Source organism: Mesorhizobium sp. LNHC229A00 (genome assembly GCF_000502415.1).
In the GTDB taxonomy this organism is placed as follows: Bacteria; Pseudomonadota; Alphaproteobacteria; order Rhizobiales; family Rhizobiaceae; genus Mesorhizobium.
On the sequence record NZ_AYWQ01000009.1, the window covers coordinates 244,510 to 263,449 of the forward strand.

At 61.9% G+C, this 18,940-nt stretch carries 21 protein-coding genes and 1 pseudogene; 10 read left to right on the top strand and 12 right to left on the bottom strand.

Annotated features, from left to right (window positions below; genetic code table 11):
• Positions 1-90: 90 nt before the first annotated feature.
• The 4 genes from X742_RS150365 to X742_RS150350 all read right to left on the bottom strand — a co-directional run bounded on the left by X742_RS150365 (position 91) and on the right by X742_RS150350 (position 3,979).
• Positions 91-1,344 (bottom strand): L,D-transpeptidase family protein, encoded by a 1,254-nt coding sequence (locus X742_RS150365; protein WP_023773274.1) that lies wholly within the window; start codon positions 1,342-1,344, stop codon positions 91-93.
• A gap of 350 nt (positions 1,345-1,694) precedes the next feature.
• Positions 1,695-2,210 carry a winged helix DNA-binding protein gene (locus X742_RS150360; protein ID WP_013896002.1) on the bottom strand — a complete coding sequence of 172 codons (516 nt, stop codon included), beginning with the start codon at positions 2,208-2,210 and terminating at the stop codon, positions 1,695-1,697.
• 309 nt (positions 2,211-2,519) lie between these two features.
• Positions 2,520-2,942: a DUF6163 family protein gene (locus tag X742_RS150355; RefSeq protein ID WP_023773275.1), complete on the bottom strand. Its 423-nt coding sequence runs from the start codon at positions 2,940-2,942 to the stop codon at positions 2,520-2,522.
• Positions 2,939-3,979, bottom strand: a complete 1,041-nt coding sequence (locus tag X742_RS150350; protein ID WP_023773276.1) for an enoyl-CoA hydratase/isomerase family protein — start codon at positions 3,977-3,979, stop codon at positions 2,939-2,941. Before X742_RS150350 ends, X742_RS150355 begins: the two co-directional genes overlap by 4 nt.
• Positions 3,980-4,138: 159 nt before the next feature.
• Between X742_RS150350 and X742_RS150345 the strand changes: the two genes are divergently transcribed.
• The 4 genes from X742_RS150345 to X742_RS150330 all read left to right on the top strand — a co-directional run bounded on the left by X742_RS150345 (position 4,139) and on the right by X742_RS150330 (position 7,260).
• A complete protein-coding gene (locus X742_RS150345) occupies positions 4,139-4,960 on the top strand; it encodes a DUF2066 domain-containing protein (RefSeq protein WP_023773277.1) in 822 nt (273 codons plus the stop codon).
• 113 nt (positions 4,961-5,073) lie between these two features.
• Positions 5,074-6,105 carry a porphobilinogen synthase gene (hemB, locus tag X742_RS150340; RefSeq protein WP_023773278.1) on the top strand — a complete coding sequence of 344 codons (1,032 nt, stop codon included), beginning with the start codon at positions 5,074-5,076 and terminating at the stop codon, positions 6,103-6,105.
• A gap of 101 nt (positions 6,106-6,206) precedes the next feature.
• The gene (locus X742_RS150335) at positions 6,207-6,485 is read left to right on the top strand and encodes a hypothetical protein (RefSeq protein WP_023773279.1); all 279 of its coding nucleotides are present in this window, start codon (positions 6,207-6,209) and stop codon (positions 6,483-6,485) included.
• A 130-nt stretch (positions 6,486-6,615) separates the two neighbouring features.
• On the top strand, positions 6,616-7,260 hold the full coding sequence (locus tag X742_RS150330; RefSeq protein ID WP_023773280.1) for a dihydrofolate reductase family protein: 645 nt from the start codon (positions 6,616-6,618) through the stop codon (positions 7,258-7,260).
• A 251-nt stretch (positions 7,261-7,511) separates the two neighbouring features.
• On the opposite strand, the gene ppk2 is transcribed toward X742_RS150330, so the two are convergent.
• Positions 7,512-8,432: a polyphosphate kinase 2 gene (ppk2, locus tag X742_RS150325; protein WP_023773281.1), complete on the bottom strand. Its 921-nt coding sequence runs from the start codon at positions 8,430-8,432 to the stop codon at positions 7,512-7,514.
• Between the two features lie 277 nt (positions 8,433-8,709).
• Between ppk2 and X742_RS150320 the strand changes: the two genes are divergently transcribed.
• Complete coding sequence (locus X742_RS150320) at positions 8,710-9,753, top strand: aldo/keto reductase (protein ID WP_023773282.1); 1,044 nt, start codon at positions 8,710-8,712, stop codon at positions 9,751-9,753.
• A gap of 24 nt (positions 9,754-9,777) precedes the next feature.
• Here the strand turns inward: X742_RS150320 and X742_RS150315 are convergent, their stop codons facing one another.
• Both X742_RS150315 and X742_RS150310 read right to left on the bottom strand, forming a co-directional pair.
• Positions 9,778-10,749, bottom strand: a complete 972-nt coding sequence (locus tag X742_RS150315; protein ID WP_023773283.1) for a glycosyl transferase family 90 — start codon at positions 10,747-10,749, stop codon at positions 9,778-9,780.
• Between the two features lie 138 nt (positions 10,750-10,887).
• The gene (locus X742_RS150310; RefSeq protein ID WP_023773284.1) at positions 10,888-11,859 is read right to left on the bottom strand and encodes a glycosyl transferase family 90; all 972 of its coding nucleotides are present in this window, start codon (positions 11,857-11,859) and stop codon (positions 10,888-10,890) included.
• 196 nt (positions 11,860-12,055) lie between these two features.
• On the opposite strand from X742_RS150310, the gene X742_RS1000000172635 reads away from it, so the two are divergent.
• On the top strand, positions 12,056-12,202 hold the full coding sequence (locus tag X742_RS1000000172635) for a hypothetical protein (protein WP_015318263.1): 147 nt from the start codon (positions 12,056-12,058) through the stop codon (positions 12,200-12,202).
• A 143-nt stretch (positions 12,203-12,345) separates the two neighbouring features.
• Here the strand turns inward: X742_RS1000000172635 and X742_RS150305 are convergent, their stop codons facing one another.
• Both X742_RS150305 and X742_RS150300 read right to left on the bottom strand, forming a co-directional pair.
• Positions 12,346-12,606, bottom strand: a complete 261-nt coding sequence (locus X742_RS150305; RefSeq protein ID WP_015318264.1) for a DUF982 domain-containing protein — start codon at positions 12,604-12,606, stop codon at positions 12,346-12,348.
• Between the two features lie 103 nt (positions 12,607-12,709).
• The gene (locus X742_RS150300) at positions 12,710-13,375 is read right to left on the bottom strand and encodes a GntR family transcriptional regulator (protein ID WP_023773285.1); all 666 of its coding nucleotides are present in this window, start codon (positions 13,373-13,375) and stop codon (positions 12,710-12,712) included.
• Between the two features lie 115 nt (positions 13,376-13,490).
• On the opposite strand from X742_RS150300, the gene X742_RS150295 reads away from it, so the two are divergent.
• Positions 13,491-14,744 carry an MFS transporter gene (locus X742_RS150295; RefSeq protein WP_023773286.1) on the top strand — a complete coding sequence of 418 codons (1,254 nt, stop codon included), beginning with the start codon at positions 13,491-13,493 and terminating at the stop codon, positions 14,742-14,744.
• A 32-nt stretch (positions 14,745-14,776) separates the two neighbouring features.
• A pseudogene (locus tag X742_RS01000000170300) lies at positions 14,777-15,189 on the top strand (DUF423 domain-containing protein).
• Between the two features lie 15 nt (positions 15,190-15,204).
• Here X742_RS01000000170300 and X742_RS1000000174835 read toward each other — a convergent pair.
• A complete protein-coding gene (locus X742_RS1000000174835; protein ID WP_023773287.1) occupies positions 15,205-15,354 on the bottom strand; it encodes a hypothetical protein in 150 nt (49 codons plus the stop codon).
• 58 nt (positions 15,355-15,412) lie between these two features.
• Positions 15,413-15,556, bottom strand: a complete 144-nt coding sequence (locus X742_RS1000000174840; protein WP_023773288.1) for a hypothetical protein — start codon at positions 15,554-15,556, stop codon at positions 15,413-15,415.
• A gap of 164 nt (positions 15,557-15,720) precedes the next feature.
• Between X742_RS1000000174840 and X742_RS150290 the strand changes: the two genes are divergently transcribed.
• Positions 15,721-16,797, top strand: coding sequence for a substrate-binding domain-containing protein (locus X742_RS150290; protein ID WP_023773289.1), 1,077 nt, complete (start codon positions 15,721-15,723; stop codon positions 16,795-16,797).
• 5 nt (positions 16,798-16,802) lie between these two features.
• Here the strand turns inward: X742_RS150290 and X742_RS150285 are convergent, their stop codons facing one another.
• Complete coding sequence (locus X742_RS150285) at positions 16,803-17,999, bottom strand: OpgC family protein (protein WP_023773290.1); 1,197 nt, start codon at positions 17,997-17,999, stop codon at positions 16,803-16,805.
• A 201-nt stretch (positions 18,000-18,200) separates the two neighbouring features.
• Between X742_RS150285 and X742_RS150280 the strand changes: the two genes are divergently transcribed.
• The gene (locus X742_RS150280; protein WP_023773291.1) at positions 18,201-18,869 is read left to right on the top strand and encodes an alpha/beta hydrolase; all 669 of its coding nucleotides are present in this window, start codon (positions 18,201-18,203) and stop codon (positions 18,867-18,869) included.
• Positions 18,870-18,940: the final 71 nt, after the last annotated feature.

Here is an 18,940-nt window from a genome sequence, read left to right on the forward strand (position 1 = left end):
TTCGTCCAGCCGGTCGAATGAGTGGATCTGACGACATCCGCAACAAAAAAGCCGCCCTGAGAGCGGCTTTTTAAAAAAAATATCAGGTCGTTACAGTGAAGACGTGATCTGCAGCTCGCTGTTGCCGTCGAGCGCATAGACGTCGTCGCGGAACTGGACGACGCCGGGTCCTGTCGACCAGGCAGAGAGATAGAGGAAATGCACCGGCACCGGGTTGGTGACCTGGATCGGCGTGTTCTGGCCGGTCTTGATGGCCGCCTCGAAATGCTGGCGATCCCAGCCGGGCGTGTCGCGCAGGATCCAGGTGACGAGATCGCGCACGTTCTGGACACGCACGCAGCCCGAGGAATCGAAGCGCATCATCTTGCCGAACAGGCTCTGCTGCGGCGTGTCGTGCATGTAGACGCCGTCCGGGCTCGGGAAATTGATTTTGACCGACGCCATGGCGTTTTCCGAACCGGGATCCTGACGAAAACGGTACTTGGCGGCATCGTCGGTCGACCAGTCCACATTCATCGGATCGACTTCGCTGCCATCAGGCGCGAACAGGCGGATATGGCTGTTCTTGAGATAGTCGGGATTCTTCCGCATCAACGGAATGATGTCCTTGCGCACGATCGAGACCGGTGCGTTCCAGTACGGATTGACGATGATCTCGTTGATCTTGGAATTGACGATCGGCGTCTGGCGATCGATCTTGCCGACGATCGCGGTATGGCGAAGCACTACGCGGTCGTTCTCGACCGCTTCGACCTGCGCCGCCGGAATGTCGACCAGAACATAACGGCTGCCCAACGTACCGGCCTTTTCCTTCAGCCGCTGCAGATTGGTCTGCAACTGGCCGAGCCGGATCTGTGCCGAAACGTTCATCGCGGCATAGGTGTATTTGCCCATCGAGCCGTCAGCCGGCAGGCCGTGGCGCAACTGGAAGCGCTTGACCGCCGAGTCGACATAGGAATCGAAAGCCGTCGAAATGCCGGCGCTCTGCGACAGGTCGCCCGCAACCATCAGGCGCTTGCGCAGCGGCACCACGTCCGGATCGTCGACGCCGAGTTGCAGCCTCTTCGTCGCGGGAACGTCTGTCCAACCGCCCTGCCCGACAATGTTCTGATACTGCGCGACCGCCTGCTCGGTGAAGGCGACAGTCTGGGGACTGAAGATGGGCAGCGTCGAGGCCACCTTGCCGCCTTCGCTGGCGCGTGCATCGAACTGATCGTCCCAGTTGCCGCGGGCCGAGGATTTCAGGATATCTCCGATCACGTCCTGCGCATTCGCACGCCCAGCCACCACGGCGGCAGCGAGCGCGGAGGCTCCGGAAAGGAAAAAGCGGCGGCTGGTTCTCATGGACGTTCCAGACATTCTTGTAGCGGTTCGATCACTTGCTGCATCGACCATCGCGCGATCTCGCCCGCACTCTAAAATCGGCAATCTTAACAATTAGCCAACCATGGTCCGTATCACATTGGCGACCAAGGCAAGGGGCGCGACACGGTTGCGGGTGGACGCATGGTCTTCACCACAGCATCACTTCCGCTCTCGGTTCCACTGGAATATGGCGGCAACGTGGCCTTGGCCGGTAATTTGCTTCGGCCGGACGCAAGAAAGAAAAGACCGGTGCTTTTCGGCACCGGCCCTGACTGGAGGTCGCTGTTTCGGCCACGCTTCTGCGGCGCGGCTCCGTTTCCTGGATGGTCTTACATCCGGTAGGCAATCGTGTCGTTCCAGAAGCGGTCGAGCCGCTGCAGAGCGCGGTTCATCTGCTTGAACTCGTCGGTGTTGATGCCGCCGACCTGTTCGATCGAGCCGACATGGCGCTCATAGAGACCGGCAACCACGTCCGCCACTTCATTGCCTTTCGGCGTCAGCGAGACACGGACCGAACGGCGGTCGATGCGCGAGCGCTGGTGGTTGATGAAGCCGAGATCGACCAGCTTCTTCAGATTGTAGGAGACGTTCGAGCCGAGATAATAGCCACGCGAGCGCAGTTCGCCGGCGGTCAGCTCGGAATTGCCGATGTTGAAGAGCAGCAGCGCCTGGATGGCGTTGATGTCGGAGCGGCCGTTGCGGTCAAATTCGTCCTTGATGACATCAAGCAGACGGCGGTGCAAACGCTCGACCAGCTGCAGCGATTCCATGTACAGGGAACGGATAGCCTCGCGGCGATCGTCGGAAACGTTGGCGGTCTTCGCCGCCGGACGCGAATTGATCATTGTCTTTGCCTCTCGTTTGTCGCCTTGGTGATTTTTTGTTTTTCACCTTGATCGCGACACTATCGAATACTCATAAAATTCGACTTAAACGCTAGGGCTAACAAGAGCTTACCGGTAAGAGGTTTCGCAAGACGCTTAACGAACGGTCACCCGGGCAAGGATGATTAACCTAAAGATTTAGGCAATGATCGCCGCGCCGGATTGAGGCAGTCGACAGGTCGTCAATGGGTATAAAGGCTTACAGCACGTCGCCTCTGATTTTATGCATGTCGTTATCCCGGAACCGAGGACACTTCCGGGCGACATGCATTAGTGCCGTGCCGGCCGTTTCTGCAGGTAGATGACGACGCGAAAGACGATATAGAGCAGCGCCACGCAGGCATGCGAGACGATGATCAGGGGACGATGGCCGAAAAGCTCGGGAAAGCCGGCATACATGACCGTCTCCGTGACCGCGCAGATGAACCAGATCACCGGGCCCCAGGACGCCAGCATCCACAACCCTGCCGCGGCGAAGGGAAAGAACACCGCGAGCATCACCGCCGCGACCTGCCAATGCACCGGCATAAGGTCGAACCGCCACAGCGAGCCCGGATAGAAGCCGATCAGCTTGATCCAGTAGAGGATGCCGAACAGCAGGCAGTAGCCCGCGATAACACGCTGGAACCAGGCGAAGATCACCTCGACGGTCGAGGGCTGCAGGACGACGCGTCTCGATGTCACCTCGCTCACAACTCGAGTTCCCGATCGCCGAGCGAGGCAAAATAGGCCTCGACATCCGCCTCGCCGACCGCATCGATCGCTGCCGGCCGCCATTGCGGCTTCGAGCCCTTGTCGATGATGGCGGCGCGGATGCCTTCGTAGAAGTCGTGGCCGGCCAGCATCCGGTTCAGGATGCGGAACTCCATCCTCATGCAGTCGTCCATCGACAAGGTCTGCCCGGCGCTGATCTGTCGCCAGGCGACGCGAAGACTGGTCGGCGAGCGCGTGCGGATCGTTGCCAGCGTCCCGGCGGCGAATTCGTCCATGCCCGCGCGGTCCAGGGTGTCGATGAGATCCGGCAGCGACGGTTGGGCAAAATGGCGGGAGATCGCCTCCAGGATCGGCCTGTCGGTCTCCCGCTTGGCCGGAACAAAGAAACCGCGCAGCACCGATTCCGGATCGCCCGTCAGCGCCAGCCGATCGAGGAAGCTTAGCTGGTCTTCGGCCTTGATGGTGTGGGTGGCCAGCCCCGACCACAGCGCATCGCCATAACGAATGCGGTTCCCGGTCAGCGCCAGGTACATGCCGAAGGAACCGCCAAGGTCGGGCAGCAGATGACTGGCGCCGACATCCGGGAAAAAGCCGATGCCGACCTCCGGCATGGCGAACTGGGCATTCTCGGTCATCACCCGGTGCGAACCGTGGAAGGAAATGCCGACCCCGCCGCCCATGACCATACCGTCGATGAGCGCCACATAGGGCTTCTTGAAACGCGCGATGTAGGCGTTGAGGCGATACTCGTCTGCGAAAAACTCTACCGGTGGGTTTCCAGCCCGACCGGCTTCGTAGATGTGCAGGATATCGCCCCCGGCCGAAAACGCCCTGCCCTCGGCCTTGACCACGACGACATCCACACCCTCGTCGCGCTCCCAAGACCGCAGGGCCTTGCCTAGCGCCTTGATCATGCGATGGGTGACGGCGTTGAGCGCCTGCGGCCGCGTCAGCGTGACGACCCCCGCCCTGCCCAACCTTTCGAAGCGAATTTCGTCGCCTCCACCAAAATCCATCGCCAGAGAATCCTTGTTCCCACGCCTGCGGGACTGAAGTGCTAAAGGCGGCACATGGGTGCGTCAATGGCTGCAGCCTGGCCGCCTCGATCTTGGCGGCTAGCGGTGGCCGATGCTATTGGTGGACGTTACGAGAGGCCGAGAGCAGGATAGTTAGCCATGCCGCCGTTTTTGCGCCTTGCCTTTGTTCTGAGTTGCCTATCGGTGTTGATGGCAACCAATGTCGCCGCGGGGGCAACCGACCTCGGCGACCTTTACCACTCGCAGACCATTGTCACCGGCCAGGGTGAAGAAAACCGTCAACTCGGCTTTAGGACTTGCCTCGACAAGGTGCTCGTCCGTGTTTCGGGCGATCAGCGGCTGCTTGCCAGACGCGAAATGGACGCGCTGCGCGACAAGGCCGGCAGCTTTGTCGACTCGTTCCGCTACCATGACCGGATGGAGGGCATTCCGATCCATGACGAGCAAGGCACGCATGACCGGCCGCATGATCTCACCTGCTTCTACAAACCTGATGTGATCGACAGGCTGCTGGCGTCGCTCGGCAGCAGGCCCTGGCTGGGCGAGCGGCCGACACTCACCGTCTTCCTCACGACCGAACAAGGCGCGCGGCATTTCGTTCTGAGCGCCGAGGAAGGGCGCGGCGAGACGATGCGCGAATCCTTCGTCAATGCCACCGGGCCGATGCTGATGCATGTCGCGTTTCCGAAAGCCGCGCAACTTGCCGGCTTGGGTGAAGGAGCGCTACGCGCGACGGACATGGCAAGGCTGGATCGGATGGCCAAGCAAACCGGCGGCGACCGAGCGCTCGCCGGCAGCATCGTATGGAGCGACGAGGAACTGGGCTGGATCGCCGATTGGCGACTGGCCGATCACGGCAAGACCTATCGCTGGCAGGTGCGCGGTGTCAGCTTCGACGAGGCGTTCCGTGTGGCAATAGGAGGCGCGGCACAGGTCCTTTCGGGCAATGGGCAGCCCTGACCCAATAGGCGTGGTGGGACAGCGTTGTGGCAGCTTTCGGCACTGGCACAAACGTGTCGCATTGGTCAGCACCAAGGGCTCGTGGTAAAAGCAGCGGATCCGGAGTTTTGGCCATGAACAAATTCACCCCAGCAAAAGCTGCCGGCGCGCGCAGCGTCGATGACGTCACCGGTAGCCGCCGCCTGCGCCGCATGCGCAAGGCCGACTGGTCGCGCCGGCTCGTGCAGGAGAACAGGCTTTCGGTGGACGACCTGATCTGGCCGATATTCGTTGTCGAGGGCAGGAATGTCCGAGAGCCGATTGCCGCCATGCCCGGCGTCTTCCGGCTTTCGGTCGATCTTGCCGTCAAGGAGGCCGAACGGGCGGCCAAGCTCGGCATCCCGGCTCTTGCCACCTTTCCCAACGTCGATCTCGGCCTGCGAGACCAGACGGGGTCCCACATCCTCGACCCGGAAAACATCATCAACCGCGCCACGCGTGCCATCAAGGACGCGGTACCCGAGATCGGCATCATCACCGACGCCGCACTCGACCCGTTCACCAGCCATGGCCATGACGGCATCCTGCGCGATGGCATCATCGTCAATGACGAGACCGTCGAACAGGTCGCGGCGGCGGCCGTCATCCAGGCGGCGGCCGGCGCCGACATCATCGCGCCGTCCGACATGATGGACGGCCGTATCGGCGGCATCCGCGACGCGCTCGACGCCAACGGTTTCCAGGACGTGGCGATCATGTCCTACGCCACCAAATTCGCCTCGGCCTTCTACGGCCCCTATCGCGAGGCGGTCGGCACCGCCGGCCTGCTCAAGGGCGACAAGAAGACCTATTATATCGACCACGCCAATTCGGACGAGGCGGTGCGCGAGGCCGAGCAGGACATCGCCGAGGGCGCCGACATGCTGATGGTCAAGCCCGGCCTGCCCTATCTCGATATCATTCGCCGGCTGAAGGACGAATTCCAGATGCCGACCTTCGCCTACCAGGTCTCGGGCGAATATTCGATGATCAAGGCGGCTGATTCCAATGGCTGGATCGATGGCGAGAAGGCGATGCTGGAATCGTTGCTCGCCTTCAAGCGCGCCGGCTGTGACGGCATCCTGACCTATTTCGCACCCGAAGTGGCTGTGATGCTGAAGGGGTAGCCCGACTTCCCGGGCAAGGCACTTCAGTAGATGTCACCACTTCCTTCGATTGGTCGGCTGTTCCATCGAAAACCCGCTGACAAAAACTGGCAGCTGCAGCTATGATCGAAGCACGGCCGGAGGCGGCCCGCACCTCGGCCAAGCGGTATGGCGAACGCCTCCTGAGGATGCTTCTTGACCCGTTTCACCGTCGGGCGACGGTGTCGGCAAGGCGGGCACTGACGAAGGCTTCGCCGCAACCCGAGGAAACGGTCATGCTTGCCTATTGCCATGCCAAGACGATGGCGAAAGCCATGCGGCAGGCGCTGGCCGCCCGCGACCTGACGATCAGCCACAGCGAGGACCTTGGAATCGTCGCGCGCCAACTGACCGGGCAATGAGGCGGTGGCCGTAGCTTGGCGGCAAGATTCGGAAACACCTTTCCCGCCTCGAAAAACCGCTTGCAATTCAAAATCAGTTTGCTAGAAAACCGCTTGCAAAATACAACTGGCTCTCAAGAAGGAGGTCCTCATGTCCAAACTTCGCGTCAACGCTTTCAGCCTGTCGCTTGACGGCTATGGCGCCGGTCCCGATCAGAGCCTTGAAAATCCGCTCGGAGTCGGCGGACCGGCCCTGCACAAATGGGCTTTCAGCACCCGCACCTTCCGCAAGATGTTTGGCGAGGAAGGCGGCGAGACAGGCGTCGACGAAGACTTTGCGGCGCGCAGCTTCGAGAATGTCGGCGCCTGGATCCTCGGCCGCAACATGTTCGGGCCGATCCGCGGCGAATGGCCTGACGACAGCTGGAAGGGCTGGTGGGGCGACAACCCGCCCTATCACGTCCCGACCTTCGTGCTGACGCATTACAAGCGCGATCCCATCGTGATGGAAGGCGGCACGACCTTTTATTTCGCAACCGACGGCATTCATTCGGCTCTCGAACAGGCCAAAGCGGCCGCGTCAGGCAAGGACGTGCGAGTCGGCGGCGGCGTCTCCACCGTCCGGCAGTATCTGCAGGAAAAGCTGATCGACGAGATGCACCTGGCGATCTCGCCGGTGCTGCTTGGCAGAGGCGAGAACCTTTTTGCGGGGCTGGATATGGTGAAGCTTGGCTATCAATGCACCGAGCAAGTGGCGACGGCGCTTGCCACGCATGTGGTGATCAAGCGGGCGTAAGGTGGCGAAACCCTCGACGAACGCCCGTTTCTCCCTGTCACTATACGGGGAGAAATGTCCGGCAGGACAATGAGGGGCGGCGCTAGCGCTAGAAGATTGCGCTGTCGAGCATGTCAGATGGCAATGTGTCAGCAGAAGAACATAGCGCGCGCGGGGTTGATCCGGGCTCAATTATCAAAGCCAGCGCCGCCCCTCATCCGCCTGCCGGCACCTTCTCCCCGTAGTGACGGGGAGAAGGACAAAACTCTCGCTCAATACTTCTCCGGCACGTAAAGTTCGCGCGGCAGCACCTGGCGCTCGTATTCCGGGTTGAAGACGCGCTCCGGCAGCGTGATCTCCTCGTGTGGCACCTCTTCATACGGCAGCTGCTTGAGCAAATGGTCGATGCAGTTCAGCCGCGCGCGCTTCTTGTCGTTACCCTCGACGATGAACCAGGGCGCCTCGGGAATGTTGGTGCGGGCGAAGGTCTCCTCCTTGGCCTTGGTGTACTGTTCCCAGCGCACCCGCGACTGCAGGTCCATCGGCGACAGCTTCCACTGTTTCATCGGGTCGTGGATACGCATCAGGAAGCGCATTTGTTGTTCCTCGTCGGTGATCGAGAACCAGTATTTGACCACGGTGATGCCCGAGCGCACCAGCATGCGCTCGAACTCCGGCACGTCATGGAAGAACTCCTCGACCTGCTCGGGGTTGGCAAAACCCATTACCCGTTCGACGCCGGAGCGGTTGTACCAGGAGCGGTCGAGCAAAACGATCTCGCCGCCTGCGGGCAAATGCGGGACATAGCGCTGGAAATACCATTGCGACTTCTCGCGTTCGGTCGGAGCCGGAAGCGCCACGACGCGGCAGATACGCGGATTGAGCCGCTGTGTGATGCGCTTGATGACGCCGCCCTTGCCGGCGGAGTCGCGGCCCTCGAATATCACCACCAGTTTCTTCTTGTGGTAGGCGACCCAGGATTGCAGCTTGATCAATTCGGACTGGAGGCTGATCAGGTCGCGAAAATACCGCATGCGATCGATCGAAGGCGGATGCGAGTTCTTGTAGATCTTGGCGATCTCCATAGAGAGGGCCGGCTCCGACATTTCGAGCTCATAGTCCTCGTCGAGCGTGTCGGCGAGCTCGGCCTCAAGCCAGTCCTTGGCAGGGGAATTCTGTTTCAGCTCGGTCATATCAACTGCTCCGCTTGCAAGCCCTCTCGGTTACCACTGGCGCCCCAATTGCTGGCCAGCGGCCTGAATGGAAACACCTGAGCCGACTTCAATATAGGCCGGCGGTGACGGTTTTATTGCAGCCCGAGCGCAATTTCCGACGTTGCAAATTCCGCAATGTACGATCGATCGACCGTAGTCGCATGGCGACAAGCCGGCCGAATTGTCCTACAAATGCGGTCGCATTCCAGGCCTGCCTTGGCGGCACGCCTCTTCAATAAAATCGTGAGGATCTGACATGGAATACCGCACCCTTGGCCGTTCCGGCCTGAAGGTTTCGACACTGACGCTTGGCACCATGACATTCGGCGGCGCCGGGCCCTTCGCGGCGGTCGGCAACAGCGATCTCGCCGAAGCCAAGCGGATGATCGACATGTGCATCGATGCCGGCATCAACCTCATCGACACCGCCAACGTCTATTCCAACGGCCTCTCCGAAGAGATCATTGGCGAAGCGCTCGGCGGCAAGCGCAAGAACGATGTGCTGATCGCGTCAAAGGCGCGGATGCGGATCGGCAAGGGCCCGAACGACGAGGGCCTGTCGCGCCACCATCTGATCCGTGAATGCGAGAGCAGTCTGAAGCGCTTGAAGACCGATGTCATCGACATCTATTTCGTCCACCAATGGGACGGCCTCACCCCGCTCGAGGAGACCGTTGCCGCGCTCGACAGTTTGGTCAGCCAGGGCAAGGTGCGCTACATCGGCTGCTCCAACTATTCCGGCTGGCAGGTGATGAAGGCGCTTTCCATCAGCGACGGCCGTCACCAGCAACGCTTCGTCACCCAGCAGATCCACTATACGCTGGAAGCACGCGAGGCCGAGTACGAGCTCTTGCCGATCTCGGTCGATCAGGGGCTGGGCGTTCTGGTCTGGAGCCCGCTCGCCGGCGGCCTGCTGTCGGGCAAATACCGCCGTGACAGCCCGACCGCTCGCCAGCTTGCCGGCTGGTCCGAGCCGCCGATCCGCGACGAGGACCGGCTGTGGCGGATTGTCGATGTGCTGGTCGACATCGGCAAGGATCGTGGTGTCTCGGCGGCGCAGGTGGCGCTCGCCTGGCTGCTCGGCCGCCCTGCCGTCTCCTCGCTGGTGATCGGCGCCCGCAATGACGTTCAGCTCAAGGACAACCTTGCGGCGGCGGCCCTGAAGCTCGGCACCGAAGAACGCCAGCGCCTCGACGCGGTCAGCCGGCCGCCCCTGCTCTACCCCTACTGGCACCAGCAACTAACAGCGAAGGATCGCTTCGGCCCCGCCGATCTGGTTCTCGACCGCAGCGATATCTGATCGGCATCAGGCCGAGAGCAAGAGCTAGCCGCCGATAAACCGCCAGAGTTCGGGATCGGGTTCGATCTGGCCGCCGAGCACGAAATATTTGTAGAGGACGAGCAAGGAGATCGAATGCTCGTCCCGTTCATTGGAGAATTTGCGGCAATAGGCATTGGCTGCGGCTATGATGCGCTCCGCCGCGGCCGGGTGCGCTTCGAAATAGCGCACTTTTGCGCCGAGATCGGCAAAATCGGGGTCGAGCGGCGCATAGTGGACACCGGACTCGAGCTGGCTCTCGCCGAACCATGTTTCGTAGGTCGGCGGCGGCATCAGACAGAGCGAGTTGGAATTCATGATCCATTTGAGGTTGGTCGCCACGTCATTGCCCTCCAGCGAGACGATGTAGCGATAGCGCAGGTGCTGGCTGATGCTGAGGAAGGGCTTGCTGTACTTAGCCGGTGCGCTGCGCTTGTGCGAACCGGCATCGCAGAACGGCAGGTCGCGCGCGACATCCAGGAACCGTGTTCTGATCGGATTGTTGAGGTCGCCGCGCCAGACCACGGCAGGGCGCTTGTCGGCGAAGGCGACGGTATCGACGGGCATGTGGAAGTGGCGGAATTTGTTGAACTTCATGACGACGGCATTGCTGTTGTCGGCGCGGATCGGCCGGTCCTTGACGAGGGTCGGCAGCTTGGGCACGCCGATGACATCGCCGAACTTCAGGTCGATGAGCAATGATGGATCGAAATAGCGGGCAAATTCCTTCAGGTCGTAATAGTACATGCTCGGTTCAAACGGTATCTTGTCGATGCGCACCGCATCCGGGCCCGGCGTAAAAGCGTCCTGCAGCTTGTTGTAGTGATTCAGACGCCGGCGCACGGCCTCGTCCGAGAGTCTGGCCTGCTGCAGGCGGCTGGCCAATCGCCGCCGGAAGATCGCCTGCGGCGCGATATCGCGCATGACGTTCCGCGCATAGTAGAAGACCTTTGCCGTCGTTCGTTGGAGGGTGGCCATGGGTTCTTTTGATCAAAGATAAACGCGTTCAAACAAATGACGGTCGGGATGGTTCCCGCAGCATGATTGCCGTATCATCCAGCCACGCATTCCGATAGCACCCCAATGCATGGCTAGCTGCCTCGACCGTCGCCGCAACTAGCCCGTTATGTAGCGCCACACCTCGGCATCCGGTTTGATCTGGCCCGACAGAACGAAGTATTTGTAGAGCACCAGCAGGGAGATCGCCTGCTCGGTCTGTTCGTCGTCGAATGTCCGGCAATAGGCGTTCGCGGCCGCGATGATGCGCTCCGCCTCCGCCGGTTTCCGCTCGAAATAGGCGACGTGGTCCTCAAGGTTCGAGAAATCCGCCGCGAGCGGCACATAGTGGACGTTGGCTTCGAGCTGCCGCTCCGCAAACCATGTCTCATAGGTCGGCGGCGGCATCATGCAGAGCGACTTCGAATTCATGATCCATTTGAGATTGGTCGCCACGTCGTTGCCCTCGAGCGAGACGATGTAGCGATAGCGCTGGTGCTGGCTGATGCTGAGAAAAGGCCTGGCGTATTCGGGCGGTGCGTTCGGCTTGTGCGAACCGGCATCGCAGAACGGCAAGTCGTGCACGGCGTTCAGAAATCTTGTCCTGATCGGATTGTTGAGATCACCACGCCAGACAACGGACGGCAGCTTGTTGGCGAACGAGATGGCGTCAGCCGGCATCTGGAAATGACGAAACTTGTCGAGTTTCATGATGATCGCGTTCTCGTCGTCAGCACAGATTGGCCGGTCCTTAACGATCGAAGGCACCTTAGGGACATTCCTGACGTCGCCGAATTCCAGGTCGATGAGCAGGCCGGGATCGAAGTAGCGGGCGAATTCCTTCAGGTCGTAATAGTACATGGTTGGCGTGAAGGGCAGTTTGCCGATGCGCACGGCATGGGCGCTTGGCGCGAAACCATCCTGCAACTTGTTGTAGTAATTCAGCCTGCGGCGTGCCGCCTCACCGGAAAGCCTGGCCCTTTCGAGACGGCCAGCCAGCCTGGCACGAAACAGCGCTTGCGGAGCGATATCGCGCGCGACGTTTCTCGAATAATAGAAAACTCTTGCTGCGGTCCGTGAAATTGTGGCCATCGGTCACTTGATCAAAACAAACGGGCTTCTCAATTCATTGGCGCCCGCATGTCCTACATCATTGTGGCGCCGATCTGGCAAGTGCCCGCATCTCTTGGATGCCAGCAGCCACGCATTGTCGCTTCGGCTGTTGTGTTTGACGGCTAATGCTCCTAGGCAGGCTCAGGGCCGCAAGGCAGTCACAAAAGGAGCCGACATGGCGCGAGCACCAAACTACGATCAGGAACGCAAGGAGCGCGACCGCCAGAAAGCGGCCAAGAAGGCTGAAAAGCTGGCGGCCAAGGTTGCCGCGCGCGAACGTACGAAGCCGGAAACCGAGACTGAGACCGAAACGAAGGATTAACGGCATCCGGCCCGCTAATGCGGGCCGAGCCTCAATCCAAATTGTCAGCCCAAACCGCGAGCTAATATCAGGCTGGCNGCATCCGGCCCGCTAATGCGGGCCGAGCCTCAATCCAAATTGTCAGCCCAAACCGCGAGCTAATATCAGGCTGGCGCCTTGTCGCTGATGAAGACATCCACTTCCCGCGCCGCGGCGATGAAAGCGCGCCTGGCATTCATCGCCGGCTTGTCGCCGGCGAGCGCGTCGTGACAGGCCTGCAGCGCCGCACGATGCTTGGGGCTGCGCTTGCCGGGCCAGTTGTTGAGGAGGTAATCGGAAGCCTCCCTTGCCGAACGCAAGAGTTGAGTGCTTCCCGCCGTGACGGATTTGACGGTCACGGGTGTTTCAAACCGGTTGTTTTCCATCGCCGCTCTTACGCCATCGGCTTCCTTGAAGCGAGGCCGAAAGTGCGCTTCACGTCAGACCCGTCTGTTTTTCCGGCCAGTGTGCCGCAGCGCATGGACCGCACTAAGCGGCGACAACGGCAAATCCCCTGGCGCGAAGGCCACGTCGGTCGTTCGCAAGCGACCTCACCAGCCGGTCACGGCTGCCGACGATGTGGGCCGACAGCAGCCGCGCGGCTTCATCGGCCTGACCGAGGCGTGTCGCGGCAAGGATGGCGCGATGTTCGACCCAGGCACGGCCAAGGGCCGTTTCGTCACGCACTTCCAGCCAGCGGGCGCGTGACAGGCGCGTCATCGCGTCACGAACCGCCCGGAACAGGAATTCGTTGCCGGAGAGCCGCGCCAGCTCGATGTGAAAATCCATGCCGACACGGTGCCACTCCTCGCGCGGCGTATCTTCGTCGCAGGAATCGAGCATCGCCTCTATGACATCGATGGCGCTCTTGTCGGCTTGCCCGCACGTCAGCCGCAATGCCGCGATCTCGACCGCCTCGCGATAGACCGCGACCTGCTCGAGTTCGGCCAGGTTGATGGGCGAAACGGTCCAGCCGCGCCCGTCCCTGCCGACCAGCCCCTCGGTTTCCAGCCGCAGCAGCGCCGCCCTGACAGGTGTGCGCGAGGCGCCGAATTGGCTTTCGATCCAGCGCTCGGTCAGTCGCTCTCCCGGCCCGATCTCGAGCGCCAGGATCATCTCGCGAAGCTGCCGTTCGACATTCTGCATCTGCGACATCGCGCGTCCTTTCCGAAGCCGCATTGACAGCGGCCGGCGTGAAGTTCATGACGGAGACCAGTTTGGTATCCCAAAATGGTATCCGCAACAAGCGCTGATACCGGGCAGGCAGGGCATGACGCAGGAAGACACGCAGCAAAGCGGCTACAACTTCCACTGGCGGCGCAATCTCGCCGTCTGTTTCGCGGGCTCGTTCAGCACGCTCATCGCCATGACCCTGCTGCTGCCATTCCTGCCGCTTTATGTCGAACAACTCGGCGCACAGGGCCACGCGGCAATCGTGCAGTGGTCCGGCATCGCCTATGGCGCCACCTTCTTCGCCGCGGCCACAGTCGCGCCGCTATGGGGGCGCCTGGGCGACCGCTACGGGCGCAAGGTGATGCTGGTGCGCGCCTCCTTCGGCATGGCGATCTGCATGTCGCTGACGGGCATGGTCGAGACGGTCTGGCAACTGGTTCTGTTGCGCCTGCTGATCGGCTTCGCGGGCGGCTATTCCTCCGGTTCAACCATACTGGTGGCCATGCAGACGCCGAAGGAGCGTTCCGGCTGGGCGCTTGGTGTGCTGTCGGCGGGCATTACAGCGGGCTCGCTGGTCGGTCCCCTGTTGGGCGGCGTGCTGCCGCCGGTGATCGGCATTCGCGCCACCTTCCTCTTGTCAGGCGGCGTGATCTTCCTCGCCTTCCTGGCAACGACCTTCCTCATCAAGGAGAGTCCGCGCCCGAAGCCAGCCAAACCCGCGTCGGCGGCAAAGCCGAAAAGCGGCTGGTCGCAGATCCCGGACAAGCGCCCGGTCGTGGCCATGCTGACCACCGGTATGCTGCTCGCCTTCGCCACAATGTCGATCGAGCCGATCATCACCGTCTATGTGCAACAGCTCGTCGAGGACCAGAGCAGGGTGACGCTCGTCGCCGGCGTTGTGATGTCGGCCGCCGCGCTGGGCACGATCCTCTCGGCGTCCTGGCTCGGCAAGCTCGCGGACCGGATCGGGCACTGGAACGTTGTCGTGGGAGCGCTGGCGGTTTCGGCGCTGCTGCTTATCCCGCAGGCTTTTGTCACCAACAGCTTGCAGCTCATCGGCCTGCGTTTCCTGATGGGCCTGGCGCTGGGCGGGCTCCTGCCCTGCATCACCAGTGTCATCAGGCACAACATCCCCGACGGCGTTGGCGGCAACGTGCTTGGCCTGGCGATCTCGGCGCAGTATGTCGGACAGGTCGCGGGGCCGTTGGCCGGCGGTTTTGTGGGCGGCCATTTCGCCATGCCGGCGGTGTTTCTCGGCACGTCGGTGCTGATGGCGCTCGGGGCCGCCTACAACTGGATCGTCCAGTCGCGGCGGACGCGGCATATGGCACTGGAAGCGCGCAAGCCCTGACGCTTGCTTAAGATAGAAGGAGCACGCCGGCCATGAACCGCGATCCAAATGGCAGTCGCCTTCTCGTGCTTGCCGGCGGCCTCGTCGGCGCGGCGGGGGTGGCGCTTTCGGCGGCCGCCGCCCACCCCGGCGGCGCCCTCACCGGCACCGCCGCNTTTCGGCGGCCGCCGCCCACCGCGGCGGCGCCCTCACCGGCACCGCCGCGTCGTTCCTGCTGATGCATGCGCCGGTCTTCCTCGCCATCGGCCTTATAGGCACAAACCGCTGGCTGCGCATCGCAAGCCTCGTTCTGCTCGCCGGACTGCTCCTCTTCGCGGGCGATCTTCTCGCCCGCGATTTCTGGGGCTCAAGGCTGTTTCCGATGTCGGCGCCGATCGGCGGCACCCTGCTCATCGCAGGCTGGCTGGCGATAGCGATCTCGGCCGTGGCACGTCCACGGCCCTGAAATGATTGCTTGAGGTCAGTCCCGGCGGCGTGCCGGGCGACCCCAAAGGGCACGGCCGTCAACAGCAGGTTTCAGCCGGCGTCGCGCTTCCGGTCGCTCGATGGCCGGTCCGATGCCCCAGTAGTTGCGGTAGATATCTTCGAACAGATGCTTGATGGGATGCATAGCTCATCCTCCTTGTCTTGAATCGATCCAATCGTCGGGCACGAAAAGAGCCGGTTGATCAGCTCCGCCTGCGCAGCACCAAGAAGCGAAGATCGCGAATCCATGGGCCCGTCTCACCACGATGCTTGGCCTTGTTGGTGGCTGACCCGATATTCCAGTCGTTGCGATAGATGTCGGCGAACAGGTAGTTAACGGGATGCACGGCGCTCCTCCCTCTTGGCTATTCAGCAGACCCAAGCCGCCACTTGGATCGATTCAAATATAAGATTGAAACCAGCGCAGGTCAAGCAAAAATTGAATCGATCCAACGAAAATACTAGATGCGGCGGAAGAACGTGCTACATGGATGTCAGGAGGCACGCACAAATGGCGTCACTCACCGCAGGCAATCGACGACCCGTACGGCTGGCCGACATCGCCAAGGCCGCCGGTGTTTCGCACGGCACCGCGTCCAATGTATTCAGCCGCCCCGAGATCGTGCGCGAGGAAGTCCGCGAACGGGTTCGCGCCGCGGCCGAGGCCATGGGTTATGGCGGGCCCGATCCAAAGGGCAGGCTGCTCCGGGCCGGCAAGGTCAACGCCATTGGCGTGGCNACCGCCGAGCCCCTCTCCTATTTCTTCGACGATCCGTTTGCGCGGGTCATGATGGCGGGCATCTCGCAAGCTTGCGATGCGACCGGAGCTGGCATTTCCCTGGTCTCGGCCGCCAATAACGAGCAGCTTGCCTGGAACATCCAGAGTGCGCTGGTCGACGGCTTCATCGTCTTTTGCATCGAAGGTGGCTCGCGCCTGGTGGAGTTGGCACGTGAGCGCAAGCTGCCCTTCGTCGCGCTCGACCTCGACTCCGAGGACGGCTCGGTCGCCGCGATCGGTGTCGACAATATCGCCGGCGCCGGCGTGGCGGCCCGCCATCTCACGGATCTCGGCCATCGCCGCTTCGCCGTCATGGCCCTGCCCTTCGCCGACAACAGGACGGGCCTTGTTTCGGCCGAACAGGTTCGGGCGGCGACCTATGCAGGGACGCGCGACCGCCTCACCGGGTATTTCCGGGAGCTTTCGCGGGTTGGCGTCGATATATCCAAAGTGCCTGTCTATGAGACCGCCAACGACGTGGCGAGCACGAAGGCGGGGCTCGAGATCATCTTCGCCTCCGACACGCCGCCCACCGCCATCCTGGCCATGTCGGACAGAATAGCCCTGGTGGCGCTCGATTGGCTGAGCGCACGCGGGCTGAGCGTGCCTGACGACGTTTCCATCGTCGGGTTCGACGGTGTTCCGGAAGCAGCGGTATCCGAGCCGCCATTGACCACGATCGCCCAGCCGATTGCCGAGATGGGCCGCCTTGCCGTCAGGGCGATCCTGGAAAGCAACGGGCCGGTCAGCCGGCATCAACTGCCGGTAGAACTGATCGTGCGAGCCTCGTCGGCTTCGCCACGCGACTGAACCGCCTACCGATTGGCTCTTGCCATGGCAGTCCCCAAAGGCGCACGAACCGGCGCGGGAACCGTTTGAGCCGTGCGGGCCTTGCCCGAACCGCCGATGGTCGACAGCCATTCGAGATAGAAGGCGAGCGCGAACTGCATGGCAATGCCGGCCGATATCAGCAGGCTGTCATAGACGAGCCCGCCCGGATTGATCAGCTTCACCACCTGCGCGACCATGGCTATCACCGTGCCGGCGATGAAGACCGGCAGCGATCTTTTGCCCAGTATGGCCAGCGGATGGTCGGGGCTGGTGCGGAACAGGTTTGACAGCGTCGGCAGGGCGACGACGAGGTAGCTGACCGCCAGGATGTGCAACAGCCGCGGCAACGACAGGAAGGTCTTGTCGAAGCCGCCGATCACCACCGGCAGGTTGAACCACGTTATCTGTCCCCAGAGCGGGCTATGCACCCACACCAGCGCGGCCAGCACATACACCGCCGCCGCGCCGACCAGCCAACGGTTGACCGGAATGACGCCGCCGCGCCTGACATGCAGCATGGCGGCAAGGCCGATGTTGAACAGGAACTGCCAGGACAGCGGGTTGAGGAACCAGAAACCCGGCTCCGGATAATTGGGCGGGGCGATCTCCCAAATTCCGGCAACCAGCCACAGCGTGCCGGACGCGACAAGCGCCGCGACGGGCCTGGAGCTGACGAACAGGACGAAGGCCGGCGCCATCAAAAGCAGCGCTGCATAGACCGGCAGGATGTTGTTATAGCCGAGTTGGTGGCCGAGCGTGACGATGCCGATCAGCACCTGCGGCGTGTTCTTCATCAAGGGCTCGATGTTGATGAGCGTCAGCAGTTCCGGCCGCCTGGCAAACACCGCCACGGCGCAGAACAGGGCCATCACCACCATTGTCGTGACGATATGGGCGACGTAGAGCACGCCCGCCCGCCGCCACATTTTCAAGGTCGCCAGAAGCCGGCCGCCAGGCCGGAACTTGGTGCCGTAGGCGAGCGCGACCGAAATGCCTGATATCAGCACGAACGCCTCGGCCGCATCCGAAAAACCGAAATTCTTGTACGTCAGCGTCTCGAAAGCGGTACCCGGCACATGGTCGACGAAGATGGTGAGCAGTGCCAGTGCGCGCAGTACATCGATACGCGTGTCGCGGACCAAGATGCGCAAATCGCGATCTGGCGAAACAGGGGTAGTCATCGACAAAAGGCCTCAAAGCTGGTTGTTCATGTCCAGCAATGCGACCCCCGACGCACCGCTTCGATTCCTCCCACAAGGAGTGTATCGGCGCAAAAACGGGCCGGAATGAGCCTGGTTCAATCAACTTTCGCGGAGCATGAAAATATTGCGTTTTGAAGCCGGCAAATTGAGTAAAGCCTTATATATTCAACGGGATGCATTATGACTGGCGCCAGTGGCGAAAATGGCCCTCTGATGCTGGATCTAACGTTTCCCTATCGGCTCCTCGGTGCCGGCAAAAACGGCCGTGCATGCCTGTTCCTGCTGCATGGATCGGGTGTCGACGAGACAAGCATGGTGCCGCTGGCGAGGCGCATCGCGCCCGATGCCGCCCTGATCGCGGTACGCGGCCGTATCCCCCAGGAAGACGGTTTTCGCTGGTTCGAGCGAATCACGCCGACGCGCTTCGACCAGCAAAGCATCCGTGTCGAAACCGCTGCCTTCGTGGAATTCGCAAGCGAAGTCGCCACCCGCCATGGGCTTGATCTCGCTCACGCGACATTCCTTGGCTATTCGAATGGCGCTAATCTGGTTTCGAGCCTGATGCTGCTCCATCCCGGCATTGTCCGAAGCGCGGCGCTGCTGAGGCCAATGCCGGTGCTCGACAAGGTGCCTTCAACGGACCTCATGGGCACACGGACGCTGATCATTGCCGGGGCGGAGGACGAGACCTACGGGCCTTTCGCGCCGCCCCTGGTGACATTGCTCAGCCGGCACGGTACCGAGATCGCCGCCCGGATCGTTCCATCAGGCCATGAAATCGGCGACCCGGACGCAGTGATCGTCGAGCGTTGGCTGGCGGAATCGGCGGCGGCGGCGCAGGGAGGCTGACCGCCTTTGCGGACCGCTCGCTGCCCAATCAGCGTTCGGCCACCATTCGAGCTTTTGCCCCGGCGATCAGC